General features: G+C 69.1%; 26 protein-coding genes. 12 read left to right on the top strand and 14 right to left on the bottom strand.

Annotated features, from left to right (window positions below):
* Nucleotides 1–26: 26 nt before the first annotated feature.
* Complete coding sequence (locus ACWEOI_RS05065; RefSeq protein WP_452358984.1) at nucleotides 27–671, top strand: TetR/AcrR family transcriptional regulator; 645 nt, start codon at nucleotides 27–29, stop codon at nucleotides 669–671.
* On the opposite strand, the gene ACWEOI_RS05060 is transcribed toward ACWEOI_RS05065, so the two are convergent.
* From ACWEOI_RS05060 to ACWEOI_RS05050, 3 genes are all read right to left on the bottom strand, one after another.
* Nucleotides 612–1352 (bottom strand): TMEM165/GDT1 family protein, encoded by a 741-nt coding sequence (locus tag ACWEOI_RS05060; RefSeq protein WP_433669613.1) that lies wholly within the window; start codon nucleotides 1350–1352, stop codon nucleotides 612–614. The two genes, ACWEOI_RS05065 and ACWEOI_RS05060, sit on opposite strands and share 60 nt — an antisense overlap.
* 291 nt (nucleotides 1353–1643) lie before the next feature.
* Nucleotides 1644–2165, bottom strand: a complete 522-nt coding sequence (locus tag ACWEOI_RS05055) for a peptidase (protein ID WP_357088368.1) — start codon at nucleotides 2163–2165, stop codon at nucleotides 1644–1646.
* 179 nt (nucleotides 2166–2344) lie between these two features.
* Entirely contained in the window at nucleotides 2345–2968 is a 624-nt protein-coding gene (locus ACWEOI_RS05050; protein WP_357088365.1) for a superoxide dismutase, read from the bottom strand.
* Between the two features lie 152 nt (nucleotides 2969–3120).
* On the opposite strand from ACWEOI_RS05050, the gene msrA reads away from it, so the two are divergent.
* Nucleotides 3121–3786, top strand: a complete 666-nt coding sequence (msrA, locus tag ACWEOI_RS05045) for a peptide-methionine (S)-S-oxide reductase MsrA (RefSeq protein ID WP_433669615.1) — start codon at nucleotides 3121–3123, stop codon at nucleotides 3784–3786.
* Here the strand turns inward: msrA and ACWEOI_RS05040 are convergent.
* On the bottom strand, nucleotides 3783–4394 hold the full coding sequence (locus ACWEOI_RS05040) for a hypothetical protein (RefSeq protein ID WP_433669617.1): 612 nt from the start codon (nucleotides 4392–4394) through the stop codon (nucleotides 3783–3785). The genes msrA and ACWEOI_RS05040 overlap by 4 nt on opposite strands.
* Nucleotides 4395–4704: 310 nt before the next feature.
* On the opposite strand from ACWEOI_RS05040, the gene ACWEOI_RS05035 reads away from it, so the two are divergent.
* The 4 genes from ACWEOI_RS05035 (at nucleotide 4705) to ACWEOI_RS05020 (ending at nucleotide 8054) form a co-directional block, all read left to right on the top strand.
* Nucleotides 4705–5076: a rhodanese-like domain-containing protein gene (locus ACWEOI_RS05035; protein WP_433669619.1), complete on the top strand. Its 372-nt coding sequence runs from the start codon at nucleotides 4705–4707 to the stop codon at nucleotides 5074–5076.
* A 135-nt stretch (nucleotides 5077–5211) separates the two neighbouring features.
* Nucleotides 5212–6186, top strand: coding sequence for a DUF4328 domain-containing protein (locus ACWEOI_RS05030; RefSeq protein WP_452358983.1), 975 nt, complete (start codon nucleotides 5212–5214; stop codon nucleotides 6184–6186).
* Complete coding sequence (locus ACWEOI_RS05025) at nucleotides 6183–6950, top strand: glycerophosphodiester phosphodiesterase (RefSeq protein WP_433669622.1); 768 nt, start codon at nucleotides 6183–6185, stop codon at nucleotides 6948–6950. Before ACWEOI_RS05030 ends, ACWEOI_RS05025 begins: the two co-directional genes overlap by 4 nt.
* 189 nt (nucleotides 6951–7139) lie before the next feature.
* The gene (locus tag ACWEOI_RS05020; RefSeq protein ID WP_452358982.1) at nucleotides 7140–8054 is read left to right on the top strand and encodes a DUF5926 family protein; all 915 of its coding nucleotides are present in this window, start codon (nucleotides 7140–7142) and stop codon (nucleotides 8052–8054) included.
* A 129-nt stretch (nucleotides 8055–8183) separates the two neighbouring features.
* Here the strand turns inward: ACWEOI_RS05020 and ACWEOI_RS05015 are convergent, their stop codons facing one another.
* From ACWEOI_RS05015 to ACWEOI_RS05000, 4 genes are all read right to left on the bottom strand, one after another.
* Complete coding sequence (locus ACWEOI_RS05015) at nucleotides 8184–8732, bottom strand: ferritin (RefSeq protein WP_357088354.1); 549 nt, start codon at nucleotides 8730–8732, stop codon at nucleotides 8184–8186.
* A gap of 92 nt (nucleotides 8733–8824) precedes the next feature.
* Nucleotides 8825–10297: an LCP family glycopolymer transferase gene (locus tag ACWEOI_RS05010; RefSeq protein WP_452358981.1), complete on the bottom strand. Its 1473-nt coding sequence runs from the start codon at nucleotides 10295–10297 to the stop codon at nucleotides 8825–8827.
* Between the two features lie 51 nt (nucleotides 10298–10348).
* The gene (locus tag ACWEOI_RS05005) at nucleotides 10349–11143 is read right to left on the bottom strand and encodes a CPBP family glutamic-type intramembrane protease (RefSeq protein ID WP_433669627.1); all 795 of its coding nucleotides are present in this window, start codon (nucleotides 11141–11143) and stop codon (nucleotides 10349–10351) included.
* Between the two features lie 24 nt (nucleotides 11144–11167).
* On the bottom strand, nucleotides 11168–11938 hold the full coding sequence (locus ACWEOI_RS05000) for a DUF2470 domain-containing protein (protein WP_379103123.1): 771 nt from the start codon (nucleotides 11936–11938) through the stop codon (nucleotides 11168–11170).
* A 151-nt stretch (nucleotides 11939–12089) separates the two neighbouring features.
* Here ACWEOI_RS05000 and ACWEOI_RS04995 point away from each other — a divergent pair, with 151 nt between their 5' ends.
* The 3 genes from ACWEOI_RS04995 (at nucleotide 12090) to ACWEOI_RS04985 (ending at nucleotide 14230) form a co-directional block, all read left to right on the top strand.
* Nucleotides 12090–12509: a hypothetical protein gene (locus ACWEOI_RS04995; RefSeq protein WP_452358980.1), complete on the top strand. Its 420-nt coding sequence runs from the start codon at nucleotides 12090–12092 to the stop codon at nucleotides 12507–12509.
* A gap of 144 nt (nucleotides 12510–12653) precedes the next feature.
* Nucleotides 12654–13571, top strand: coding sequence for a prephenate dehydratase (gene pheA, locus ACWEOI_RS04990; protein ID WP_433669630.1), 918 nt, complete (start codon nucleotides 12654–12656; stop codon nucleotides 13569–13571).
* Nucleotides 13568–14230, top strand: coding sequence for a histidine phosphatase family protein (locus ACWEOI_RS04985; protein WP_452358979.1), 663 nt, complete (start codon nucleotides 13568–13570; stop codon nucleotides 14228–14230). The genes pheA and ACWEOI_RS04985 overlap by 4 nt, the downstream gene beginning before the upstream one ends.
* On the opposite strand, the gene ACWEOI_RS04980 is transcribed toward ACWEOI_RS04985, so the two are convergent.
* The 6 genes from ACWEOI_RS04980 to ACWEOI_RS04955 all read right to left on the bottom strand — a co-directional run bounded on the left by ACWEOI_RS04980 (nucleotide 14227) and on the right by ACWEOI_RS04955 (nucleotide 19875).
* Nucleotides 14227–15108: an ESX secretion-associated protein EspG gene (locus tag ACWEOI_RS04980; protein ID WP_452358978.1), complete on the bottom strand. Its 882-nt coding sequence runs from the start codon at nucleotides 15106–15108 to the stop codon at nucleotides 14227–14229. The two genes, ACWEOI_RS04985 and ACWEOI_RS04980, sit on opposite strands and share 4 nt — an antisense overlap.
* Complete coding sequence (locus ACWEOI_RS04975) at nucleotides 15105–16274, bottom strand: PPE domain-containing protein (protein WP_452358977.1); 1170 nt, start codon at nucleotides 16272–16274, stop codon at nucleotides 15105–15107. The genes ACWEOI_RS04980 and ACWEOI_RS04975 overlap by 4 nt, the downstream gene beginning before the upstream one ends.
* Nucleotides 16275–16288: 14 nt before the next feature.
* Nucleotides 16289–16600: a PE domain-containing protein gene (locus tag ACWEOI_RS04970; protein ID WP_452358976.1), complete on the bottom strand. Its 312-nt coding sequence runs from the start codon at nucleotides 16598–16600 to the stop codon at nucleotides 16289–16291.
* A gap of 83 nt (nucleotides 16601–16683) precedes the next feature.
* Nucleotides 16684–17037, bottom strand: a complete 354-nt coding sequence (locus ACWEOI_RS04965; RefSeq protein ID WP_433669638.1) for a metallopeptidase family protein — start codon at nucleotides 17035–17037, stop codon at nucleotides 16684–16686.
* A gap of 19 nt (nucleotides 17038–17056) precedes the next feature.
* On the bottom strand, nucleotides 17057–18217 hold the full coding sequence (locus tag ACWEOI_RS04960) for a septum formation family protein (protein ID WP_452358975.1): 1161 nt from the start codon (nucleotides 18215–18217) through the stop codon (nucleotides 17057–17059).
* A gap of 68 nt (nucleotides 18218–18285) precedes the next feature.
* Nucleotides 18286–19875, bottom strand: a complete 1590-nt coding sequence (locus tag ACWEOI_RS04955; RefSeq protein ID WP_433669642.1) for a GMC family oxidoreductase N-terminal domain-containing protein — start codon at nucleotides 19873–19875, stop codon at nucleotides 18286–18288.
* Between the two features lie 154 nt (nucleotides 19876–20029).
* On the opposite strand from ACWEOI_RS04955, the gene serS reads away from it, so the two are divergent.
* The 3 genes from serS (at nucleotide 20030) to ACWEOI_RS04940 (ending at nucleotide 24617) form a co-directional block, all read left to right on the top strand.
* Complete coding sequence (serS, locus tag ACWEOI_RS04950; protein WP_433669644.1) at nucleotides 20030–21289, top strand: serine--tRNA ligase; 1260 nt, start codon at nucleotides 20030–20032, stop codon at nucleotides 21287–21289.
* A 150-nt stretch (nucleotides 21290–21439) separates the two neighbouring features.
* Nucleotides 21440–23233, top strand: coding sequence for a putative bifunctional diguanylate cyclase/phosphodiesterase (locus ACWEOI_RS04945; protein ID WP_452358974.1), 1794 nt, complete (start codon nucleotides 21440–21442; stop codon nucleotides 23231–23233).
* 88 nt (nucleotides 23234–23321) lie between these two features.
* Nucleotides 23322–24617 carry an MFS transporter gene (locus ACWEOI_RS04940; protein ID WP_452359197.1) on the top strand — a complete coding sequence of 432 codons (1296 nt, stop codon included), beginning with the start codon at nucleotides 23322–23324 and terminating at the stop codon, nucleotides 24615–24617.
* The last annotated feature ends 33 nt before the right edge of the window (nucleotides 24618–24650 follow it).

The raw sequence follows: 24650 nt of genomic DNA, 5'->3' as shown, positions 1-24650 counted from the left end.
GACCGAGGCCACCTGGAGTCCCGCGTATGACCGAATCGGCAACCCGCCAACTACCCCGCGGCCGTCACGGCCTGCCCCGGGAGCACGTGGTGGCCGCCCAGCGCGACCGCATCCTGGCCGCCATGGCCGAGGCGATGGCCGAGAACGGTTATGTCGGAACGCCGGTGGCCGCGGTCATCAAGCGCGCGGGGGTTTCCCGTGAAACCTTCTACGAGCAATTCCGTTCCAAGGAGGACTGTTTCGAGGCCGCCTACGAGCGGGCCACGGAACTCATGCTGACCGGCATCCTGGCGGCCACCGGCGCCGAGTTCGACGGGGAGACGCGCACCGAACGGATGGAACGGCTGCTCGGCGCGTATCTGGAGGCGCTGGCCGCCCAACCGGCTTACGCCCGGGTGTTTCTCGTCGAGGTGTACGCCGCGGGCCCGGAGGCCATCGCGCGGCGCACCCACCTGCAGGAAACCTTCGTGGCCATGGTCGCCGACGTGCTGGGCGCCGAGACCGAGTCGCAGCGTTTCGCCTGTCAGACCCTGGTCGCCGCGCTGAGCTCGATGGTCACCGCGCGCATCGCGGTCGGCGACCCGGAGGGATTGCGCGAATTGCGCGCGCCGCTACTGGACCTCGTGCGGCGCAGCGGGGACCTGTTCGGCGACAACGTGCTCGGCGACTGAACCGGCCGGGGTCCCGGCGCGCCGGCGCAGCACCAGCAGCACGCCGCCGGCGAGGGCGGGCAGCGCCAGCGACAGCAGCGCGGCCAGCGGGGTGCCCAGCCCGTGCGCGAAGGCCTCGAGCAGGGTGAGCGCACCGAAGTACAGGAACAGCAGGCCAGAGCAGACCGCGATGATCCGCTCCGGGATGTGCTTGCCGACGGTCACGCCGATCACGATGGCCAGCGCGCCCGCGGCCACCATGCCCGCGACCGAACCGATCCACACCGCGACCCAGTTGTTGTTGGTGGCCAGTGCCATGGTGGCGAACATGGTGCGGTCGCCGAGCTCGGCGAGCAGGAAGGCCGACAGCACGACCAGGAACGCGGACCGGGACCTGACCTGCGGCGCGACCTCGTCATCGGCGTCCGAGGAGTTCGAGAGGGTCTCGCGCAGGGTCCAGAGGCCGACGCCGATCAGGGTGGCGGCGGCGAACAGCGAGATGACGCCGGTCGGCAGGGCCGCGCCGAGGAAGTGGCCGACGCCGACCGCGATCAGGTTCACCAGCACGCTGGCGACGGTGATGCCGGACAGCACGGTCCACCAGTGGTAGCGCAGCGCGAAGGTCAGCGCCATGAGCTGAGATTTGTCGCCCAGTTCGGCGAGGAACAGCACGCCGAAACTCAGCAATATCGTGGCGATCATGAAGTCAGCTCCCAGGTCTCCGGCCTGTCGGCTGAATGCGGGGGCGCTTCAGCCGACACCGCACCGGTAAATCGGTTTGGTTCTTGTCGGCCGAAGGTCTCGCCCACCGGAAGACTCCGGTTCACGTGCCGGATCCCGGGGGATCAGTATGTCGACGACGTGATTGGGGGCTACTCCCCTTCGCTCGGGGGCAACTTTACTCCGGCAAACCGGGCGCATGCAAACCGCTGTCGTCCAAATCGCAATGCGCGCAATAAGTTTGGCGATGCTGCCGGAAGGTTTCGGGTTCCCTTACGCGGCCAGCAGCATAGCCAGAACCGCGGTGTCGGGATCACTGATCGGATCCACCCCGACTCGCGAAACCATCGAGGTCACCGCACCGTCGGAATCGGTCTCCACCCAGGCCGCGCGGTGTTCCAGCCCCAGATGCGGCAGGCCCGGCAGCAGCAGGCAGCCCGAGGCCGCGCCCGAGCACTCGGGCAGTGAGGGTCGCGTTTCGCGCGGCGGATGCAACATGATCAAGGCCGGTGGCACATGTCCGGCAAACCTGCCGGGCTGCAACGCTTCGTCCCCGAGTACGGGCCCTTCCGCGATCACCAGCCCCACCATGGCCGGATCGGGGTCGTCGGGCAGCTCTTCCCGTGCTCCGAACACCGTCGACGTGGGCAGCAGGCCCGGCAATCCGGCCACTCGCACGGCCAGTACCAGCAGTTGCGCCCATTCCTTGGTGGAGTCGGGCCAGCGTCCGGAGATCACGAATCCTTGCAGCGAACCATGGGCCTGGAAGGGCATGACGCCGATCTGACCACTCATGATGTGCCTCCCGAACTTCCCAGGGGGCGGCTGTGCCCGGTGTTGCCAGTGGGAACACCAGGTTGTACCCGAAGCTAACTGGCACACAAGTACCAAAGAGTGCTAGCACCCGGCCCCCTGAAATGCCGAAAGGCCCGCGAACCGACCGGTTCGCGGGCCTCCGCAAGCATGAGGGGGCGTCAGCCGAAGATCAGGCCCTTGCCCTGCGAAACCGCCTTGGAGTAGCGGTCCTGGATCTCCGCCCAGTTGACGACGTTCCAGAACGCCTTCACGTAGTCGGCCTTGACGTTCTTGTACTGCAGGTAGAAGGCGTGCTCCCACATGTCCAGGCCGAGCAGCGGGATGATGCCGAGCGGCACGTTGCCCTGCTGGTCGGTGAGCTGGAAGGTGAGCAGCTTGTTGCCCAGGGTGTCGTAGCCCAGCCAGGCCCAGCCGGAGCCCTGCAGGCCGTTGGCCGCGGCGGAGAACTGCGCGACGAACTTGTCGAAGGAGCCGAACTCCTCGTCGATGGCCGAGGCCAGGTCGCCGACCGGCTTGTCGCCGCCGTCCTTGGACAGGCTCTTCCACCAGATGGAGTGGTTCACGTGGCCACCGAGGTGGAACGCGAGGTTCTTCTCGTTGAGGAAGATGGCGGCGTGGTCGTCCTTGGCCCGCGCCTCTTCCAGCTTCTCGAGGGCAGCGTTGACGCCCGCGACGTAGGCGGCGTGGTGCTTGGTGTGGTGGATCTCGTTGATCTGCCCGGAGATGAAGGGCTCCAGGGCGCTGTAGTCGTAATCGAGTTCTGGCAACGTGTAAACAGCCACGATGTCCCTTTCCGTGTCGGGGGGCCGCGTGCCCTCGGCATGATCCGAGGCGCACCCAACCATCATTCGTACACCCGCTCGTTCGCAACCGGGCTGCGTGCCCCCGCATTCCGGCCCAGATATATCTCCTACACGTCCCGTAGCCTGGAGTCATGTCGTGGTACGACGAGTTCGTCGGTCGCTTGCGACTGCCGGAGCCGACCATGGTGACTCCCGGGCAAGCTCTGCCCGGGCGTTCCGAACCGCTGGTCGTGCCCGGCAAGCACTACGTCAGCGGTCATTCCTTCAAACCCCCGTTTCCGGCGGGCACGCAACTCGCGGTGCTGGCCATGGGTTGTTTCTGGGGCGCCGAGCAGGGGTTCTGGGAATTGGAGGGCGTGTACTGCACGGCCGTGGGCTACGCGGGCGGCTACACCCCGAACCCGACCTATGAGGAAACCTGTTCGGGCCGTACCGGTCACACCGAATCCGTGCTGGTGGTCTTCGATCCGCGGGTGATCGACTACGCCGCGATCCTGCGGCGGTTCTGGGAGCACCACGATCCGACCCAGACCATGCGGCAGGGCAATGATCGCGGCACCCAATACCGTTCGGCCGTCTTCACCCTCGACGACGAGCAGGCGCGGACGGCCGCGGCGTCGCGGGCCGACTATCAGGAACGCTTGTCGGCGGCCGGGTTCGGGGAGATCACCACCGAGATCGCCCCGCTCCCGGACCTTTCCGCGTTCTTCTACGCCGAGGGCTATCACCAGCAGTACCTGGCGAAGAACCCCGGCGGTTACTGCCCCGATCATGCGACCGGGGTGACCGCCGCCTAGAGCGGCGGGACCACGTCCGGTCGCTGGGTGCGCGGGTCGCCCGCGTCGTGGGCCTGCCACCAGCGCACGCCGCCGGCGATGAACTCCGGCAACGGGATCGGATTGCCCTGCTTGTCGGTGACCTCGGCGGCGTCGAACCAGACGCGGATGTCGAGTTCGCGCGGGTCGATGCCCTCCTCCTGGGAGAACTCCATCAGGTGGGCGCCGGGTTCGTCGCGCAGCACCGTGTCGAAGCTGAGCAGCTTGCGCCACTGGCTCCAGGAGCTGTCGCTGAGGTCGAGGAAGTCCCACCCGTGCAGCGCGCCGCCGCCGAAGCTGTTGACGGCGTCGTGCAGGCCGTCGACGGTGAGCGGAAGCACAATCGGCTCGAGGTCGTCCCAGCGCTGGCGGCGCAGGGAGGCGGCGATCCGGCTGACGCCGAGGAGGTTGAGGTAGATGTCGCAGTCGGCCGGTGGCGGGCCGTCCGCGGGGAGAGTCAAGACGTCCAATTCCAGCCTCAGCGTGGCCGCCGCCGGATCGACGTCGATGCCGAGGCAGGTCGCCTCCGACAGCGCGAGGTTCAGTCCCTTGATATCCAGGCCGTCGAGTAGCCCCCTGCTCACAGTCATAGCGCCAGGCTACCGATCTTGCCTGGCTGGACCGTGGATTTCCGGTTTTCTCTAGTTATGTCGTGTTTTTCCGGTGCGAATGGAACCGCGGGCCGACCTGCGGCGTCAGACTGGATGAGGCCTTCTGAGACAGGCCTTCGGGTCGGCCGCTCCGGAACGGGGAGGGGACTTCCGGATCGGCCGACCCGGACGAATCAGTCGTCTATCAACCTGTGGATCAGGTTGTGGATTATGTGGATAACTCCCGAAACCAACCCTGTGCAGGTACGGAACTCCACAGCCCTCGCGCGCGCGTGGCAGGATCGAAACCGTGACGAACCCCCACGTGCCCTCGGTGCCCATCGATGAGGTGCCCGCGGAATTCGACGCCGCGGACGGCTGGGGCTCCGCCGCGCCCGTACCGGCCCAGCTCCTCGACGTCCGCGAGGACGACGAGTGGCAGCTCGGCCGCGCGCCCGGCGCCATCCACATCCCCATGACCGACGTCCCCGCCCGGCTCGACGACCTGGACATCGACGCCGAGATCTACGTGATCTGCCGGCAGGGCGGCCGGTCCATCGCGGTGGTGGAGTTCCTGAACCAGATCGGTTACGAGGCGATCAATGTCTCCGGTGGCATGGTGGCCTGGCAGCAGACCGGCCGTCCGCTCGCCGGGGACGGTCCCGAGGCGAAGATCTACTAGGCGCGGAGAGGTGGAGCGATGAACGGGGGACAGGTGGGCCGATCGCGATCCGCCGTTGTACAGCCGTGCGCCCGCTGCGGTGCTCGCTGGGCGGTTCAGGGCAAACCGCTGCACTGGTGCCCGCGCTGTCACGGCGTGCTGCTGTCACCGGCCCCGGTGGACGCGCCCGCCGACCGCCGCAACTACCGCTGGGTGGCCCGCCCGCCGGGGCGCAAATCCCCTGCTGCCCAGCCCGTCCGGCGCCCGGGTTCCACGGAGACGCCGCGCTATCAGCAGATTCCGCGCTGGGGACTGCACGACCGGCCCCCGGCCGAAGCTCCCGAGCCGTACCGCCCGCTGGCCGCCTGGACCGACCGGTTGGACCGGTTGCTCATCGCGACCGCGGCCGTCTTCGTGGTGGCGGCGCTGGCCGAACTGGGCCGCTACGGGATCCTGCTGCGCAATCGCACCCGGCTCATCCAGCCCTGGCTGCTGTGGATCTCCGATGCCGCCGTGACCGTCTCGGCGACCCTGGCGCTGGCGCTGGCCCTGCTGTCGGCGGTGGCGCTGGTCGGCTGGCTCGCCGAGACCCGCCGCGCCGCGTACGCGAATGTGGGCGAGTCGGATTCGCGGTCGCTGCTGTCGCTGGTGCTCGGCTGTGTAGTGCCGGTCGCGAACCTGATCTGGCCGGGCATCTTCCTGACCGAGGCGGCGCAGCGCACCGGCGACGGTGATCCGCGGCTGCTGCGCGCGGTCCGGATCTGGTGGGCCGCTTGGCTGTCGAACGCGGTGCTGGTGCTGGTGGCGCTGGGCTACCGATTGACGGATTCGCTGCAGGTGCAGGCCGACGGCGTGCTGGTGGCGATGTGGACGGATCTGGTCGCGGCCGGTGTCGCGGTGGCCTCGCTGGGCTTGGTGCGCGCGTTCGCGGGCCTGGATCTGCAGGGTCGTCCGAAGGTGCCGCGCCGCTGGCTGATCGCGACCGGCCCGGCGCGCCCGCTGATCGAGCCCGTGCGGCGCGCGCCCGCGGCTCCGGTCGGGGATGATGCTGTGGTCGGGGATGAGGCCGCCGCCGGGAACGCTGTACAGGCAGCTCCGGACGCGGAGCAACAGGAGGTAGTGGCGAAGTGAGCCGGGCCAGTCGCGCGCCGTTCGTGGTGGCGCACCGGGGGGCGTCCGTGGCGCGACCCGAACACACCCTCGCCGCCTACGATCTCGCCCTGCAGGAGGGCGCCGACGGCGTCGAATGCGATATCCGCCTGACCCGCGACGGGCACCTGGTCTGCGTGCACGACCGCACGGTGGACCGCACCGCGAACGGGACCGGCGCGGTCAGCGAGATGACGCTCGAGGAGCTGAAGGCCCTGAACTTCGGCACCGCCGCGGAACCGGAGGGCGTGCTCACCCTGCGCGAGCTCATCGAGCTGGTGCTGGACTGGAAGAGCCGTCCCACCAAGCTCTTCATCGAGACCAAGCACCCGGTCCGGTACGGCGCGCTGGTCGAGACCACCCTGCTCAACGAGCTGAACCACTACGGCATCGGCGCACCCGCCTCCGCGGATCATTCACGCGCCGTGGTCATGTCGTTCGCCGCGACCGCGGTCTGGCGCATTCGCCGCGCGGCCCCGCTGTTGCCGACGGTGCTGCTGGGCGAGTCCTCGCTGTACCTGTCCGGCGGCGCGGCGCACACCGTCGGCGCGACCGCCATCGGCCCGTCGGTCCGCACCCTGCGCGAGCACCCGGATCTGGTCGACAAGGCCGCCGCCGCGGGCCGCGCCACCTACGTCTGGACCTGCGACGACCCCGAGGACATTCAGCTCTGCGCCGACCTCGGCGTGGACTGGGTGGCCACCAACCACCCCGCCCGCACCAAGGCCGTGCTCACCACCGCATAACCCTCGCCCTTGCAAGGCGCATTACCCAAGGTTCGCGGCCGTCCCGATTCTGGACTGCGGCTTGATAGACCTCCGCCTTGGAGCGGGGGAGCGAAGCGGAGGAGCGGAGGAGGGAAGAATCGGGACCAGGGGCCGCGAACCCTGCCCGGAGCGCAGCGTAGGGCCAAAGGCACAGTAGGTTTGCCAACCATGGGTAAGAGCAAGCGCAACAGTCCCAAGCCGGACTCCAATCGGGCGCAGAAGCTGGCCGCCCGCCGTGCCGAACAGGAGGCGGCGGCGTCGACCGTGACGCGGCCCTTCGCGGGCCTGGCCGCGGAATGCGATCTGGTCGCGCTACGGGAGTTCGTGCCGTCGGCGACCGCGACCTTGAAGCTGACGCCGAGCGTCGGCGCGGAGCGTGAGGTCACCCTCGCCACCGTGCTGCCGGGTGCGGTCGCCGCGCTGGTGCGGGCCGGTGACGAGCCGGTCGGTTTCGTTGGCACGCAGGTGCAGTTCCAGTCGGCCGATCCCGCCGCGGATCTGGCCGCCGCCATCCTGTGGACCCAGTCCGCCACCCCCGGCGACTCGCTCGCCGCCGCCAGCGTCGGCGGCGCCCCGCTGACCGAGGTGCTGGATTCCGGTGCGGCCCTGGACCTCACGGTGCACCAGGACTTCAACTGGTGGGTGCCCGCGGGCGTCACCCCGGACCCGCAGGTGGCCGCCACCATCGAGCAGGCCAACCGGGCCATCATGCCGTCGGCCCGCCTGGAGCTGGGCGCGGACGCGATCGGCGCGGCCTGGTGGGTCGACGCCGGCGAGAAGGCGCACATCCGCTGGGTGCGCCCCGAGGACGAGGACCAGCTGATGCTGGCCCTGGCCCGCCTGCACGCCGCCGGAGACCTGCACCTGGGCGAGGGTTCGCGGTTCGCGGGCTCCTTCCGCACCCACGGCCTGCTGGTGCCGGTCTTCGACCTGGACCGCGAGCGCCACGCCAGCGAATGGGAAGCCCCCGCACGCGAATTCGGCGAGAAGCTGGCGGCCGCGCTGAAGTCGGACGCCCCGCTGACCTCCGACGAGCGTCGTTCCCGCGACGGCCTGCGCTCGCGTCAGGTCACCTTGCGCTGACCGTCCGCGGATTTCCGCGCGATACGGCAACAGGCCCGGTCCGAAGTTTCGGACCGGGCCTGTGTCGTCTATCCACCGGACGGAGCCGAATCGTCTTCGGCCCCACGGGTTATTGCCGTGATTCGCCTGTTACAGCGAGCCACCCGCGGCGTGCGGCGCGCCGGACGCGTCCTTCGGGCTGCTCATTTCCCGCTGCACGAAATTCTCCAGGTCGAACAGATTCGCGCTGGCCCGCTCGGCGACGGTGAGCAGGGTCTTCATGGTGGCGACTTCCTCGACCTGCTCCTTGAGGAACCACTGCATGAACTGCTCGCCCTGGTAGTCGCCCTCTTCGCGGGCGGTCTTGGCGAGCTGGACGATCTGGTCGGTGACCGACTGCTCCTGCGCGACGGCGAGCGCGATCGGCTCCTTGGCGTTCGCGAAATGCGAAGTGGCGGAATCGACCCCGGGCATCTCGACACTGATGTCCTGGTCGATCAGGTACTGCGCGATCATCATCGCGTGATTGCGCTCTTCCACGGCCTGCTTGTAGAAATACTTGGCCAGGACCGGAAGATCGGCATTGTCGAACCACAATGCCACCGCGATGTACTGGTGCTCGGCATTGAATTCGTTGCGGATCTGATCCTGCAGCAGGGCCTGGAACTTGCTGCGCTTGGTCTGGGTTCGGGTGGACATGCGGAAGACATTAATCCTGGTAAAACCGCGTGTCATCCAAGTGCAGCCTTATTGAGCACAGCCTTATTGAGGCAAGTATTGCCTAATTCGAACTAACTTCCGACCGTGGTGATCAGGTCCGCCGGGATCTGTTGATCCTTGGCCAGCGCGTCGAAGAACGCACTCGCCTTGGTCTTGTCCCAGAGCAGCACATTGCCGCTGCCGGAGACATTCTCGAAGCCGCCGACCGGCACCGTCGTGGTGATCGGATCACTGCTCAGCGCATTGCCCAGGCCCGCCAGATTCCACACGTGCGCACCGTCATCGACTTTCAACGCCGAGGTGAGATCCCGTACCAGCGGCCAGGATCGGAACGGATTGGCCAGCGTGCCCGGGCTCGACGCCTTCTTCAACAGTGCGCTGAGGAATTTGCGCTGATTCAGCATGCGATCCAGATCGGCGCGCGGCGTGGCGCGGGAACGCACGAAACCCAGTGCGTTCGGGCCGCTCAGGGTCTGGCAGCCCGCCGGCAGATCGATACCCGCCAAGGGGTCTTTCATCGGCTGGTCCAGGCACATATCGATGCCGCCGACCGCGTCCACGATATTGGCGAAGCCGCCGAATCCGATCTGCACGTAGTGGTCGATGTGCACGCCGGTCGCGCCTTCCACGGTGCGGGCCAGCAATTTCGCGCCGCCCACCGAGAATGCAGCGTTGAGCTTGTCCTTGCCGACGCCCGGGATGTTCACATAGGAGTCGCGCGGGAGGCTGACCAGCGTGGGCCGCCCGGATTTGGGGATGTGGACCAGGATCACGGTGTCGGTGCGTTCGCCCTCCACATCGGACCCGGTCGACAACTCGTCTTCCTGCGCCTGCGAGAGCCCCGCGCGGCTGTCGGATCCGACCAGAAGCCAATTCGTCCCGGGCGTGTCGCCGACCCGTCCGGAGTAGTCCGCGAGCACGTCGATCCGCGTCAGATGGGTGTCGACATAGATGGCCGCCGCGATGGGCAGCACGAGCAGCACCACCAGCAGCGACAGGATCCAGCGGAACCAGTGCCGTTTGCGGCGCGGCCGGGCGTCGCGCGGGGGGCGGCCGTCGCCGCCGCGGCGTTGGCCCGGCAGCGGTGGCGGGGGAGTGCGGGGCGGGTCCTCGTGGAAGGGGACCGGCTGCTGGGTGGGCGCGTGTCCCATGGGCGTGGCGGTCCGGGCGGGCATCCGATCACCCTGGGGCGGAACCCGATTCCCGGGGGGTGGCATGCGATTGCCCGGCGGCGGCATCCGGTTCCCGGGCGGCCGCTGTCGCGGGTCGGGGTTCCGGTGCGGTGGCACCTGTGAATACGCCAGGGCCTGACCGGATTCATCGCGTCGGATCACCTGGTTTGGTTCTACCCGCGGGCCGCCGTCGTTAACGGGCGGGTCGTAGTTCCGCGCTCGATCGGGCATGGGCTGCCGTGGAGCCGAAGGCCGCTGTGGTTGCCCGGGATTCGCCATCGGGCGCTGCGGGTGGGCCGGGCGCTCACCCGGGTGTCCCGGCGGCGGCTCCCGGCGCATCCGTGCAAAGTGCTGGGGGTCGTCGCCGTTCATTACTGGAAACAGTACCGACCGCGCCCGCGCCGCGCCGCTTTCCGAGCGGATTCACGGCAGCCAGGAGACATGTCCGCGCAGTAAGGCGTACCCGAGGTAGGCGATGGTATCGATGAGGGCGTGTGCGAGCAGCAGCGGCCACAGCCGGTTGGTGCGTTGCCAGTAGCGCCCGAAGATCAACCCCATCACCAGGTTTCCGAGCCCGCCGCCGAGACCCTGGTACAGGTGGTAGCTGCCGCGCAGTAGCGCCGACGCCAGCAGGGACCGGTTCTCGGTCCAGCCGAGCGCCCGCAGCCGGGTGATGAGATAGGCCACAACGAGCACTTCCTCGGCCGCGGAGTTGGCCCAGGCGGCCAGCACCAGCATGGGGAGTCGCCACCAGTGTTCGAGCGAACTGGGGACGATGGTCACACTCACGCCGAGGGCGTGCGCCGCCAGATACAACCCGAGTCCGGGAATTCCGATCACCGCGGTGAGCAGCAGTCCGGGCAGCACGTCCGCGCGCCACCGCAGTGACCGTGCCAGCCCGATGGCCCGCGGCGCGATCCCGCTGCGCCACAACAGATATATCCCCAGCGCCGCCCATCCGAGCAGCCGCGCCACGCTCAACAGCTGGAACAGCAGGTCGATGGCCGATTGGGTGGCGCGCGAGGGATTGAGCGCCACGGTCTGCCCGCCGACCCCGCCGGGGGAGAGGGCGCTCTCCAGCAGTGACAGTGCCGCGTTGGCCCCGCTCAGCCCGAAGGTGACGACCAGCACCACCGCGATCTCGAGGGTGATCGCCCGGCGCCCCTGTTCGGACGACTCGGGAGCGGGCCAGACGGGCGCGGGATCAGCCGAAACCATGCCGCCAATCTAGGCGCGGCGGCGTCAGATCCGGTGCATCCCGCCGTGGAAGGGGTTGCCCGCCAAGGCGTGTACCGCGCGGCTGAGCGATTCGATGTCGTCGGCGGGGGCCTCGAAGGGGATGCGGACGTCGTGGTCGGCCTCGATGGCCTCGACGCGCAGGGTGACGCCGTACCGGTCGATGGCCAGCGGGTGGATGAGCGCGCCGCGGCGCAGGGCGTGCGGGAGGCGGCGGGCCAGCCGGTCGACCACGTCGGGGTGGTCGGCCTGAAGGTGTTGCAGCCAACCGGCTTCCAGCGCGCAGAACGGGTCGGGCCGGGCGTCGCGGAGTTGTTCGCGGTCGACCGAGGCGGCCCCGGAGGTGTCGGCCACCACGGCGGAGTCGATGACCAGCCGCAGCAGGGTGGCGGTGTGCCCGATATCGAGCAGGTCGGGGTGCGGGTGGTCGGTGGCGATCGCCCCGGCGAGGGCGCGCTGTGAGTGCGCGGGCACCGCGTGTGCCCAGCCGCGCAGCCAGACCAGGGCGCGGACGCGTTCGCGCAGGGCCAGTGGCGCCTGGTCGGTGAGTTCGAGCACCGCGGGGGAGCCGTTCACGCCGCAGCCGTGCACGAGTCCCGCGGCGGTGGAGTTCATCGGCACCGCCATCACCATGTCGCCGCACTGCCGCAGCAGGTGCACGGAGGTGGGCACGGGGTCGAGGCCGGGTAGGGCCAGGACCGCGTGTTCGGCGTGCGCGCAGGCGCTGTGCACGCGTTCGGCGGTTGTGGGCGCGACGACCTGGGCCGCGTGCGTCATGGACACCTCCGGGGGTGAATTAGGTAAACCTAAGCTAAGTGACGCAGGTCGCTCGCGCAAGACGTTCCCCCGCCCGCCGGGACCGCGCCGCCCCCGCGCGCACCCTCGGGGTCGAGGTCAGGCGGCCTGCCGGGGCCATTACCGTGGGGGCGTGCCGCACGATTCATCGCACGCGCCCGAACCGGTCGCGCTGAGCCTGTCCGTCCCGCCGCGCCCGGCCCGCGGGCTCACCGAGGACCTGGTCCGCCCGATCACCGCCGACCCGGCCGTCGAGATCCTGGACCTCAGCCTCGACGACGAGGCGGTCTCGGAGTTCCTGGTGCGAATCGTGCACGGCGACACCGGTTTCGTGGCCCGCACCGACTCCGGCGAGCGCGCCCTGGCCGCTGTCGCCGCGACCGTGGCCGCCCTCTGCGGCGAGGACATCCGCACCGCACTGACCACCCCCGACACCGCGTTCCTGACCGGCCTGCAGCCGCCCGCGGTCGAGGCTTTCCGCGATGTCCTGCTCGCCATCGAGACCTCGGATGAGGTTGCCGTGCGAACCGGATTGGCGGTTCTGGGCGGCTGAATCCGCCCCGCAACTGGTCTCCGGTCCGCCCTCCCGGCGTCCGGGCCTGCGGTTTTTATGGCGACACCGTGGATTTCGCCGAAAGTTACCCGGGAGTCGGACAAAGCGGGGGGTGACCGCGCGCACGCAAGTACTGTCGTAACCGTGCCGCGTATCGCCTACTTCGGGCCGTCGGGAACCTTCACCGAGATGGCCCTCGCCAAACTCGAGTCCACCGGAGCCTTCGATGGACCGGTCGAGCGTGTCCCCGCCCCGAGTCAGGGTGCCGCCGTCGAACTGGTCCGCGCCGGTAAGGCGGCGGGCGCGGTGGTGCCGATCGAGAGCTCGGTGGAGGGTTCGATCGCGCCCACACTGGACGCGCTGGCCGTCGGCCCGCGATTACAGATCGTCGCGGAGACCGATCTGGATGTGGCGTTCACGATCGTGGGCCGCCCCGGCATCGCGCTCGACCAGGTGCGCCGCATCGCCGCCTATCCGGTCGCGGCCGCGCAGGTGCGCATGTGGCTGGCCGTGAACATGCCGCTGGCCGAGATGTACACCTCGGCATCGAATGCCGCCGCCGCCGAGGATGTGGTGGCCGGGCACGCCGAGGCCGCGGTCTCCACCACACTGGCGGGTGAGCGCCTGGGACTGACCACCCTCGCCGACGGCGTCGCCGACGTGGAGCGCGCCGTCACCCGCTTCGTATTGGTCGCGCCGCCGCAACCGGCCCCGGCGCGGACGGGTACGGATCGCACCTCGATCGTGCTGGAGCTGGCCAACGAACCGGGTTCGCTGATGCGGGCGTTCGCCGAGTTCGCCACCCGCGGAATCGATCTCACCCGCATCGAGTCCCGGCCGACGCGCACCGGCATGGGGACCTATCGCTTCTACCTGGACTGTGTCGGACACATCGACGACACCGCTGTCGCCGAGGCCCTGAAGGCATTGCACCGCACCGCCGCCCGGATCCGGTTCCTCGGGTCCTGGCCCGCCACCGCGGCCACCGGCACCCCGCCGCCACCGGACGCGCCCGCCGCGGCCTGGCTGGCCGATCTGAAGAAGGGGGTGGCCGACCTGTGAGCGGCAAACTCATCCTGGTCCGCCACGGCGAGACCGAGGGCAATGTGGGCAAGATCCTCGACACCCGGCTGCCCGGCCTGCCGCTCACCGAACGCGGTGTGACCCAGGCCAAGAACTTCGGCGCGAACCTGATCGCGCCGCCGCAACAGCTGTTCTCGTCGCAGGCGCTGCGGGCCCGCCAGACCGGCGGCTACATCGAGTCCGCGACCGGCGTCGCGCTCAACGTGCTCGACGACCTGCAGGAAGTGCAGCTCGGCGACCTGGAGGGCCAGACCAGCCGGGACGCGCACCTGGCATTCCAGAAGGTCTATCACGCTTGGCATTTCGGTGATCTGAGCGTGCGGATCCCGGGCGGCGAATCCGGCGAGGACGTGCTCGCCCGCTACCTGCCCGCCCTGCGCCGACTACGCGACGACTACCTGACCCAGCCCGGCGCCGGCGATATCATCGTGGTCAGCCACGGTGCGGCCATGCGCCTGGTGTCGCGTGAACTCACCGGGGTGCCACGGCTTTTCGCCGCCAACAACCACCTCGACAACACCGAGACCATCGAGCTGCAGCCGTTCGAGGACGACCGCTGGGAGTGCACCCGCTGGGGCCGCTTTCCCGCGCCGTTCACCGGCGCCTTCGCCGGCACCGGCGACGACCCGATGGGTTAGGACCCGAATTCGGCACGCAGCGGGAGGGATTCGGCGAGATCCCGCAACGCCGTGCGCAGCCGGGCGGGGGTGCCGCTCGCGAAGGACGTCCACCTGGTCCCGTCCTCGGCGGTGGTGGTGATGGCGACGAACCGGCCGTGGCGGGTGTTGTACACGGCGAGGTGATTCTCGGCGACCTCACGTACGCCGTCGCCGTAGCGGACGCCGACGATCTCCGCGTGCGAATACACCTGCACCAGCGCCGATGCGATGACCTGCGCGTCCCGCGCCGGATCGCACACCGTGCTCAGGCGGGCCTCCGTGGTGGCGGCGTCGCCCGCGTCGTCGAAGATCGGCGCCAGATCCTCGGTGGGCGCGTGCATTCCGGACAGTTCCAGCGGATCGGCCGAGCCGAGCGCGGCCAGCACGGTGCCGGGGAGATCGTGGCTCGCCTCGTCGATGACATAGGACCCGAGGCCGCGCAGCGCGACCACATCCATGTCATCGCCCTTGGCGATACAGAGCCGATTGACCTGATCCTCGACGTACCAGCGCATCGCCAGCACCCAGTGCGGCCGGTAGAGCGCGAGCAGCCGTTCGGAAAGCTCCGGATGGACCTGGCTCGGGTAAGGGCTGGTCGGGGTAGCGCCGGAGGACCCGTCGCGGTCGTGACCCGGGGCGCCCGGATCGTCGTCGAGCAGTTCGCGTTCGGCCAGTGTGGCGGCCGCAGTGGCCATAGCGGCAGCGTGGTCAGCGGCATTGTCGTAGCGCCCCAAGGCATTCAGCACCACCGGCAGCTCATCGATCCCCAATATCTCCTGGAGATACTGCATTTCGTCGAGGGACAACGTGACCGAGCCGAGCAGTGACGGCCCGCGGCCCTCGCCGAGGACGTTCACCGGTCGGCCAGGACGTCGCCCCCGATGACCGCGGGCGCGATCACCCGGCCGTCGGCGAACACCTCCACCGATCGGCCGTAGTCGTGGCGGCGCGTCTCCTCCTCGTCGCTGCCCTGTGTACCGAGCAGCGGACCGGTGCCGGTCGACCGCATCGCGGTCGCAGCCGTAGTCGTGGCGGGCGTGCCCATGGTTTCGACGACCGGTGCGACGGGAACCGGTGCACCGCTGGGGCGTCCGAGGCCCACGCCCCAGCCCTCGGGCAGTCGCAGCATGCCCGCGCCATTGCCGATATTCACCGATCCTCCACTGCCGGAGTAGGACACGGTCTGCGTGGTGAGTGCCGCCCCGCCGGCGGTCGCGACCGCCGCGGTGCCGGGCAGAATCGGCGTCTCGAATCCCGGAGTCGACGTCGTCGCGTTGGCGATGGCCGTAATCGCGGTGCTCGCAACGTTTCCCACGCTGCTGACGCCACTGGTGGCGACTGTCCCGGCCGCTTGGGCGACCTGGGACAGCGCGCTCGTGACCGCCGGATTCTGCGCCAGCGCGGCCGCCGCGCCCAGGGCCGCCTGCACCGGATCACCACTGAGGGTGAACGCGTCCCCGCCCGCATTCGCCGAGCCCGCGCCCAGCGCGATGGGCGGCGGCATCAGGAACTGTCCCGGCGTGGCGACCATCGAACTCGTTGCCGCCTCATAGGTTTCCATCACCAGCGCGGCGCGGATGTCGAGCGCCAGCTTCGCGGCCTCGGCCGCCTCCGCGCTGCCGTTGAGCGCCCCGCCGGACGAGTACGCGGCCACCCGCGCGGTCTCGACCAGCGCGATCTCCGGCAGGCTCGGCATGGCGATGGAGGCCACGGTGTACGCGGTCGCATGGGTGTTGGCCTTGCCCGACATCACGCCCGCCATGACGGCCTGCTGTTCGGCCCAGACGGTGAACCCGCCGAGCCGGGCCAGCACGTTCAGACCGTTGACGCCCTCGAGTCCGATCCCGATCTCGGCCATCACCCGCGCCACCGTGGCGGTGGCGTCCATCCAGGCGGCGGTGAGCCCGCCCCAGGCGCTGCCCGCGGCCGCGATGGGAATCGCATGCGCCCCGGCATTGAGCGAGATGGAGTTGATCTCGGCCATGCGAGGCAGCCAGAAGACCCCCGTGACCCCCAAGGTCATGCGTGTCTCCCCCTCTACACCTGGATCGCCGCGATACCGGCCGCCCGCTCTGCGTCCAGGGCCAGGTACTGGGCCAGCTGGCTGCGCAGGGTGGCGGCGGCGTGGTGCAGTTCGAGAATGCCCTGGGCGACGGACCGGTCGTGGGTCAGCGCGGCGGTGTTGAAGTGCGCGGCGGCCAGGAAGGACACCTCTTCGGTGCCGGAGGGGAGCACGTGGGTCGCCGGTGCGGTCGCGCCGGCGGCGGCCGTCAGGCGTTCGGCGAGCAGGTCGAGTTCGAGCGCGGCCGCGAGGATCACCTCGGGCTGCACGAGGACGTGGCCAACCATGATCGGGCTCCCTCTCTACGTTCTTCCTCCGGTTATGGAGATTGGACGCAGAGGTCTGCCGACCGGTTCCCGGCTTCCGCGGATCAGCCCCAGCCGAGCTGATGGAGCCGTTCGTCGTCGATCCCGAAATAGTGCGCTATCTCGTGAATCACCGTGATCGCCACCTCTTCGACCACCTCGTCTTCGCTGCCGCACATCTCGAGGATGGCGTCGCGATAGATGGTGATGGTGTCGGGCAGCGCGCCCCCGTAGTGGCTGAAGTCCCGATCGGTGAGGGCGATGCCGTGGTAGAGCCCGAGCAGGTGGGGGTCCTCGTCGCTACGCGCTTCGATGAGGACCACCACATTGTCGATCGCCCGGGCCAGCTCCGGCGGAATCAGGTCGAGCGCGTCGCCGACCAGCTCCTCGAAGCGGTCGTCGGACATGGAGACGGACATGACTGCGTTGCCCCCGGAACTAGCGGGGCTGGGGGATGACCGGCGGCACCGCGCCGGGCAGCGGCGGCGGTGTGTAGCGGCCGTTGTTGGGCGGCGGCACCGGGGCCTGACCGTCGATCTGGATGTCGCCCTTGGCCGATCCGGTGATGGCCGCGAAGCCCTCCTGATCAGCACCCTTGCCGACCAGGCAGTTGAGGCTGCGGCTGCCGGCCACCCAGCTGCGGGTGTCGAGCGCGTCCCAGAACAGGGTGAGGGTCTTGTTGCGCAGCGCGTCGGGCGAGCCGAGGTAGTCGGTGGCGTCCTTGGCGCACTGGTCTTCCATGTACTTGTCCTGCTCGTCCTTCGACGGCGGGCCGCCGTTGAAGTGGGTGGCCAGGTCCACGGTGGAGACGATCTCGAAGGCGTGCGGCTGGGTGCAGTCGACCGGGTCGGTGGGCAGGTTCGACTTGATGCCGATGCAGGTGCCCACGTCGTAGACCTTGGACTGGTTGATGTCGCGCACGCTGCCGGTGATGGGCTTGGTGGCCAGGCCCTGGCTGCCGGAGACCTGCAGGCCGCAGCGCAGCGTCCGCTCGCCCGCCTTCCAGCCCGCCTCACCCGGATTGATCAGGCCGACAACGAATTTGCCGCGCGGGTCGAGCCGCCCGCCGAGGTACTCCTGGGCGGCGGACACGCAGTGCTCGTCGCGCAGTTCGGAGAAGCGCAGCGAGTCCGGGAAGCGGGAGCCGGGCCCGAACTCCTTGCCCGGGTACTTGCTCAGGTCGATGTCGGCGGTCACCTCGAACAGGTGCTTGCCGCCGCACTCCACCTTGGACAGGTCGCTGGCATTGGACTTGGTCCAGGTCAGGCAGTCGCCCTCCTTGGCGGTGCCGAAGGCCGCGCCCGCGACCGCGCCGGTGGGCTGCGCGGCCCCCGGCGCGTGCGCCTTCACCCGGTTGGAGTCGAAGCCGTGCGAGACGAACATGGTGATGAGCACGGCGAGCGTGACGCCGACCGCCATGGCCAGCAACCCCCACCGCACGGTGGACGCCGAGAGCGGACCGTTCTTGTCCAGCTGGGCTTCCACCGCGCGGAAGGGCGTCAGCAGTCGATCCGTCGCCGTCGGCTTGCGACGGGACGGCGACCCGGGGCGCTGCGAGGACGGCGCGGACCACTGCGAAGGCGTCTTTTGCTCAGGCATCGCGGTCCATCATTGCAGCGCCACCCTGCCGCTGCCACGAACCACCGGCTTCGCACCCCCGTGCCGTCTCAGGACAAGATCAAGTCCGCGGCCTTCTCACCGATCATGACGGCCGGGGCGTGGGTGTGGCCGCGGGTGATCATCGGCATCACCGAGGTGTCGGCGACGCGCAGGCCCTCGATGCCGCGCACCCGCAGCTCCGGGTCCACCACGCTGGATTCGTCGCGGCTCATCGCGCAGGTGCCGACCGGGTGGTACAGCGTGTGCGAGTGGTCCTCGAGGCAGCGGCGCAGCACCTCGTCCAGCGCGGTGTCGGACGGGACGGCGGGCTGCATGAGCTCGCCGATGTGCTCCTTCAGCGAGGGCTGACTGGCGATCTCGACGCAGGTGCGCAGGCCGGCCAGCAGGGCGGCGCGGTCGGCGGGTTCGGCGCAGTAGCGCGGATTGATGCGGGGCGCGACGAACGGATCCGGCGATGTGATGGAGACGCTGCCGATGGATTCCGGCTTGAGCAGCACCGCGGCGAAGGTGAGCGCGTGCCCGTCGGGTTCGCCCAGGCCCTCGGCGATGTAGGGGGCGGGCGCGAAGATCAGCTCCAGGTCGGGCAGGTCGAGGTCCTCGCGGCTGCGGGTGAACCCGTACGCCTCACCGATGTTGGAGGTGAGCTGCCCGCGCCGCAGCACCAGGTAGTTGGCGAGTTCGAGCAGGTTCTTGTCCGCGCCGTAGAGGCTGCCGCCGGTGGTGCGGTAGACGATGGGGGCGGCCAGATGGTCGCGCAGGCCGCGCCCGACCTCGGGCAGGTGCCGGACCACGGGGATGCCGAGTTCCTGCAGCCGGTCGCCGTCGCCGATGCCGGACAGTTCGAGCAGCTGGGGGCTGTTGATCGCGCCGCCGGACAGGATGACCTCGCGTTTGGCGCTGATCTGCTTGGTCTCGCCCCCGATCCGGAATTCCACGCCGATGGCGCGGGTGCCCTCGAACAGCACCCGGGTGGCGTGCGCGTCGGTGACGACGGTGAGGTTGCGGCCCTGCTGGCGGGCGGGCCGCAGGTAGGCGTCGGCGGTGCTCCACCGGGCGCCGCGCTTCTGGGTCACCATGGTCTGCGAGAACCCTTGCGGCCGATCGCCGTTGGCGCGTTCGACCGGGTATCCGGCTTCGGCGGCGGCCTGCAGGTAGGTGTGGGTGAGGGCGCGGGGGCTGCGCTGGCGGGAGATGTGCAGCGGTCCCTTGCGGCCTTCGCCGGCCTCGCTGGCCTCTTCCACGGATTCGATCCGCTGGAAGTAGGGCAGCACGTTCTCGAAGGACCATTCGGGTCCGGCGTAGCGGGCCCATTCGTCGTAGTCGGCGGCGAAGCCGCGCACCCACATCATGGCGTTCATGGAGGAGGATCCGCCGAGCATCTTGCCGCGCGGCCAGTAGACGCGCCGGTTGCTGAGTTCGGGCTGGGTCTCGGTCCGGTAGTTCCAGTCGTTGTCGCCCTGGAACAGCTGGTTGAACGCGGCGGGAATGTGCGCGAACTTGTCGGTGTCCTCGCCGCCGGCCTCCAGGACCACGACGCTGACGCCGGGTCGCTCACTCAGTTTCGCGGCCAGTGCGGCCCCCGCCGATCCGGCACCGACTACGACGAAATCGGCGGTGTGCGGGGTGTATTGGGGCATGGTGACTCCTCGGAAAGACCACGGCGGAGCCCCTCCCGGGCTCCTGCCGTCCCATCGGGCTAACCCTATGGCGGAAATCACCTGGTTGTGGGGTGGATGAATTGATCGGACCTACACGAAAACCGGTGGCGCCTTCCCACTAGGCTGAATACCCATGATCGACCTTCGATTCCTGCGGGAAAACCCCGACGTGGTCCGTGCTTCGCAGCGTGCTCGCGGTGAGGACCCGTCCCTGGTGGATGCCCTGCTCGAGGCGGATGCCGCCCGTCGCGCGGCGGTCGCGACGGCCGACAATCTGCGCGCCGAGCAGAAGGCCCTGGGCAAGAAGGTCGGCAAGGCTTCCAAGGAGGAGCGCCCGGCGCTGCTCCAGGTGGGCCAAGAGCTGTCGGCGAAGGTGAAGGAGGCGGAGGCGGCGGAGAACGCCGCGGACGCCGACCTCGACGCCGCCCAGCGCGCGCTGTCGAACGTGGTGCAGGAGGGCGCGCCCGCCGGCGGCGAGGACGACTACATCGTGCTCGAGACGGTCGGCACGCCGCGCGAGTTCGATTTCGAGCCGAAGGACCACCTGGATCTGGGTGAGTCGCTGGGCCTGATCGACATGGAGCGCGGCGCGAAGGTGTCGGGTTCGCGGTTCTACTTCCTGACCGGCAACGGCGCGCTGCTGCAGCTCGGCCTGTTGCAGCTGGCCGCGCAGAAGGCGACGGCGAACGGTTTCACCATGATGATCCCGCCGGTGCTGGTGCGCCCGGAGATCATGCAGGGCACCGGCTTCCTGGGCCAGCATTCGGCCGAGGTCTACCACCTCGAGGACGACGACCTGTACCTGGTCGGCACCTCGGAGGTGCCGCTGGCGGGTTATCACTCGGGCGAGATCCTGGATCTGAGCGCCGGTCCCAAGCGCTACGCCGGCTGGTCGTCGTGCTTCCGTCGCGAGGCGGGCAGCTACGGCAAGGACACCCGCGGCATCATCCGCGTGCACCAGTTCGACAAGGTGGAGATGTTCGTCTACACCACCCCGGAGCAGGCCGACGAGGAACACCGGCGCCTGCTGGCCTGGGAGCGGGAGATGCTGGCCGCCATCGAGGTGCCCTACCGGGTGATCGATGTGGCGGCGGGCGACCTGGGCAGCTCGGCCGCCCGCAAATTCGATTGCGAGGCTTGGGTTCCCACCCAGCAGACCTACCGCGAACTCACCTCGACCTCGAACTGCACCACGTTCCAGGCCCGTCGCCTGAATGTCCGGTACCGCGACGAGAACGGCAAGCCGCAGACCGCCGCCACCCTGAATGGCACATTGGCGACAACGCGCTGGATTGTCGCGCTGCTGGAAAACCACCAGCAAGCGGACGGTTCGGTGCGCGTGCCCGCTGCGCTGGTGCCTTTCGTCGGCTCCGAGGTTTTGGAGCCGCGCTGAGTATTCGCTACTCGGCGTGGCTTATTCCGCCGGATGTGTCTACCGCTGGCTGGGCTTGTGGCTAGGCTGAGCAGCGTGCGAGGAATCGGGTCTCGCGGCGATGCCCGAACCCGGGTCCGGGCGGCATCGGCGCTGGCGACGGCAATGGTCATGGCTCGGACCACCGGGGCGTTCTACGTCATGGGTGGCTTGCTGGGTCTTGCCCTGACCGCCGTCGCTCCGGGTGATGAGGGTAATCGGCCGCTGGTGGGCGTGGCGGCGTTCGTGGCGCTGCTGCTGGGTATCAGTCTGCTCATCTGGGGTCCGAGGCTGCCGCATTCGGTGCATCACGCCTATGTGGCGACGGCGACAGTGCTGGTGACCGTTGCGGTGCATTGGTTTCCGAATACGGTCGGCGCGATCAGCCTGGCCGCGTTCTATGTGTTCGTGGCCTGTGACGCCGCGATCTTCTTCTCCTGGCGCTGGCTGGGCGGGCATCTGGCGTTCGCCATAGCCTGCTGCCTGTGGGTGGTGCCGTCGCGCGGGCTGCCGTGGTGGTCGGGCATCATTCCGGCGGGTATCACCTTCGGAATCGGCATCGTGGTCGGCATTTTGACCCGCATGGCGTCCGACGCCGACATCGACGTGCTGACCGGTCTGCTGAACCGCCGCGGTTTCGATCGTGCCTTGAGCAATGCCATCGCGCACGCCACCCGCACCGGTCAGGGTCTGGCCCTGGTGCTGGTGGACCTGGACCGCTTCCAGAAGATCAACGACCATCTGGGTCACCGGGCCGGCGACGCCGTGCTGCAGCGGGTGGCCGACACCTGGTCGAAACTGCTTGCGCCGGATCAGCGCCTGGCCCGCTACGGCGGTGACGCGTTCGCGCTGCTGCTGCCCGGCACCACCGAGCAGGCCGCGATCCTGTTGACCGAGGAGCTGCGGGCCGCCGTCACCACCGGTTGTTCGGCGGGTGTGACGTCGTGGCAGCCGGGGGAATCCGGTTCGCTGCTGGTGTCGCGCGCGGATGTGGGCCTGTACCGGGCCAAGCAGGCGGGCCGTAATCGCACGGTGCTGGAGTCGTCGCGGCAGCTGCCGCTGGCGGTGGAGCTGCGCGAGGCGATCGACCGCGGCACCTTGGACGTGCAGTACCAGCCGATCGTGAGTCTCACCGACGGCGATACCCGCGCGGTCGGCGTGGAAGCCTTGCTGCGCTGGTCTTCTCACGCGCAGCCGGAGGTCACCACGGAGGGCCTGATCCGGGTCGCCGAGGAATACGACCTCATCTCCGATCTGGACGAGCTGGTGTTGCGCCGCGCCTGCGCCGACGCCGCCCGCCTGCAGGAGACGTTCGCACAGCTGGACCTGACCCTGAACGTCAATGTGAGCGGCCTGGAGCTGGCCGAGTCCGAGTACGCCGCCCGGGTTTCCGGCATTCTCGAGGAAACCGGCTGGCCCGCCGAGCAACTGGTGCTCGAGGTGACCGAGAGCGAACTGGCCGCCGAGTCCGAGACCGCGATCGCGAACCTGCACAAGCTGCGCGAGTTCGGCGTCCGTATCGCCATCGACGATTTCGGCACCGGCTACTCCTCGCTGAGCCGTCTGGCCACCCTGCCGTCGGACATCCTCAAGGTGGATCAGTCCTTCGTGGCGTCGATCCGCTCCGATTCCCCCGCCCCGCCGCTGCTGGGCGTGATCGCGGCCTTGAGCAAGTCCCTGGACCTGCAGGTGATCGCCGAGGGTGTGGAGACCGAATACCAGGCCGCGGTCCTGACCGAGCTCGGTTTCGCTCTCGCCCAGGGCTACCACTACAGCGACTCGCACCCGGTCACCGAGCTGATCAACGACCTCAACGACCGTCCCGGCCTGGTCGGCGCGTCGGTGTCGGAGGGCGAGCCGTCCAGCAACGGCTGGATCCCCATCGATAATCCGCTTGACGGTGGTACCCCCGGCGCGCAGAGTTGATCCCATGCGCATGTTGATCTACGCCTGTTGATCCTTACGCCGCACCGGCGTCCGCCCGTCCACGACCCGGGCGCTCACCTTCCGGGCAATCCTGTTCGCCTTCACCGCGGACCTGATTCCCCTGTACGCGATCTACGCCCTGTTGTTCGCCGACCACGGCCTGAACCCCGCGCAGATCTCCTCCCTGTTCGCCATCTGGTCCGCGACCGCCTTCCTCCTGGAGATCCCCTCCGGCGCCTGGGCTGACACCGTCTCTCGCCGAGCCCTCCTGATCCTCTCCGGCGCCCTCCTCGCCGCGGGCTTCACGGTCTGGACCCTGTACCCCACCTACCTGGGCTTCGCCGCCGGCTTCGTCCTGTGGGGCACTTCGGGCGCCCTCCGCTCCGGCACCTTCGAGGCCCTTCTCTACGACGAACTACACGCCCGCTCCGCCACCACCGCCTACGCCCGCACCATGGGCTACGTCCGAACCGCCACCGAATCCGCCGCCCTCCTCGGCATTCTCGCCGCCGCCCCCTTGTACGCCTGGGGCGGCTACGCGCTCGTAGCCTGGTCCAGCGTCGCGTTGGCGGTACTGCACACGGGCACCGCCCTTCTCCTCCCTACGGCTCCGAAGTCCATCTCCGCCACGGAGATCGACGATGCCGAGGACGGCGAAGAAGATGGCGGCGATGCAGATGGCGACGCCGAGGACGCCCCAGCCGACCCCGGCGACTTCCACCCGTCACCCGCGCCCGGCTACATCGCGATGCTCCGCGCCGGTATGCGAGAGGCCTTGCGCGTCAGAATGATCCGCCGAGGCGTAATCCTCGTAGCTCTCCTCAACGGAGTAACCGCCTTCGACGAGTACTTCTCCCTACTGGCAGGTCACGCCGGTGCCGGACCATCATTCGCGTCCGTCCTCGTAGCCCTGACCATCGCCGGCTCCCTGATCGGCTCCTCGCTGGCAGGCCGCACCGAGTCCGTCTCCACCCGAACCATGTCTCTCGCCCTGGCCGCCGCAGGCCTCCTCTTCATCGCCGGCGCCCTCCTCGCAGGCGCCGCCGCCCACCACCCGACAGCTCTGTACTCCCTGACCCTGCTGGGTTTTTCGGCAATAGGCGTCGCGTACGGCATCGACTACAACGCCGACGTCCTGGCCTCAGCCCGTCTCCAAGACGCCATCACCGGCCCAGCCCGAGCCACGGTGACATCGGTAGCAGGCTTCACCACCGAGGTAATCGCCCTACTGGTCTTCGTTTTCGCCGCCATCGCCACCACCTGGCTCCCCTTGCCGCTCATGGTCGCCGCGCTGGGTATCCCTCTCCTCCTGGCCGCTGCCCTGACCCCGACCTGGCTCCCAACCCAGTCCCACAACGGATCTCGTGCAGCCGAGCATGACTAGCCCCTGAAATTCGGGGCCCGCGAGGGCGCGGAT

The organism is Nocardia sp. NPDC004340 (genome assembly GCF_053602575.1).
Note: the sequence above shows the minus strand (reverse complement) of the source record. Positions and strands in the feature narration are given on the sequence as shown.

What these genes read in the sequence shown, in the direction of transcription:
- ACWEOI_RS05065 (WP_452358984.1), top strand. Translation starts at nt 27, where the DNA reads ATGACCGAATCGGCAACCCGCCAACTACCCCGCGGCCGTCACGGCCTG.
- serS (WP_433669644.1), top strand. Translation starts at nt 20,030, where the DNA reads ATGATCGACCTTCGATTCCTGCGGGAAAACCCCGACGTGGTCCGTGCT.
- ACWEOI_RS04965 (WP_433669638.1), bottom strand. Translation starts at nt 17,037, where the DNA reads ATGTCCGTCTCCATGTCCGACGACCGCTTCGAGGAGCTGGTCGGCGAC.
- ACWEOI_RS05060 (WP_433669613.1), bottom strand. Translation starts at nt 1,352, where the DNA reads ATGATCGCCACGATATTGCTGAGTTTCGGCGTGCTGTTCCTCGCCGAA.
- ACWEOI_RS05000 (WP_379103123.1), bottom strand. Translation starts at nt 11,938, where the DNA reads ATGACGCACGCGGCCCAGGTCGTCGCGCCCACAACCGCCGAACGCGTG.
- msrA (WP_433669615.1), top strand. Translation starts at nt 3,121, where the DNA reads ATGTCGTGGTACGACGAGTTCGTCGGTCGCTTGCGACTGCCGGAGCCG.
- ACWEOI_RS05020 (WP_452358982.1), top strand. Translation starts at nt 7,140, where the DNA reads ATGGGTAAGAGCAAGCGCAACAGTCCCAAGCCGGACTCCAATCGGGCG.
- ACWEOI_RS04945 (WP_452358974.1), top strand. Translation starts at nt 21,440, where the DNA reads ATGGCTCGGACCACCGGGGCGTTCTACGTCATGGGTGGCTTGCTGGGT.
- ACWEOI_RS04960 (WP_452358975.1), bottom strand. Translation starts at nt 18,217, where the DNA reads ATGCCTGAGCAAAAGACGCCTTCGCAGTGGTCCGCGCCGTCCTCGCAG.
- ACWEOI_RS05005 (WP_433669627.1), bottom strand. Translation starts at nt 11,143, where the DNA reads ATGGTTTCGGCTGATCCCGCGCCCGTCTGGCCCGCTCCCGAGTCGTCC.
- ACWEOI_RS05010 (WP_452358981.1), bottom strand. Translation starts at nt 10,297, where the DNA reads ATGAACGGCGACGACCCCCAGCACTTTGCACGGATGCGCCGGGAGCCG.
- ACWEOI_RS05055 (WP_357088368.1), bottom strand. Translation starts at nt 2,165, where the DNA reads ATGAGTGGTCAGATCGGCGTCATGCCCTTCCAGGCCCATGGTTCGCTG.
- ACWEOI_RS04955 (WP_433669642.1), bottom strand. Translation starts at nt 19,875, where the DNA reads ATGCCCCAATACACCCCGCACACCGCCGATTTCGTCGTAGTCGGTGCC.
- ACWEOI_RS04970 (WP_452358976.1), bottom strand. Translation starts at nt 16,600, where the DNA reads ATGGTTGGCCACGTCCTCGTGCAGCCCGAGGTGATCCTCGCGGCCGCG.
- ACWEOI_RS05040 (WP_433669617.1), bottom strand. Translation starts at nt 4,394, where the DNA reads ATGACTGTGAGCAGGGGGCTACTCGACGGCCTGGATATCAAGGGACTG.
- ACWEOI_RS05015 (WP_357088354.1), bottom strand. Translation starts at nt 8,732, where the DNA reads ATGTCCACCCGAACCCAGACCAAGCGCAGCAAGTTCCAGGCCCTGCTG.
- ACWEOI_RS04975 (WP_452358977.1), bottom strand. Translation starts at nt 16,274, where the DNA reads ATGACCTTGGGGGTCACGGGGGTCTTCTGGCTGCCTCGCATGGCCGAG.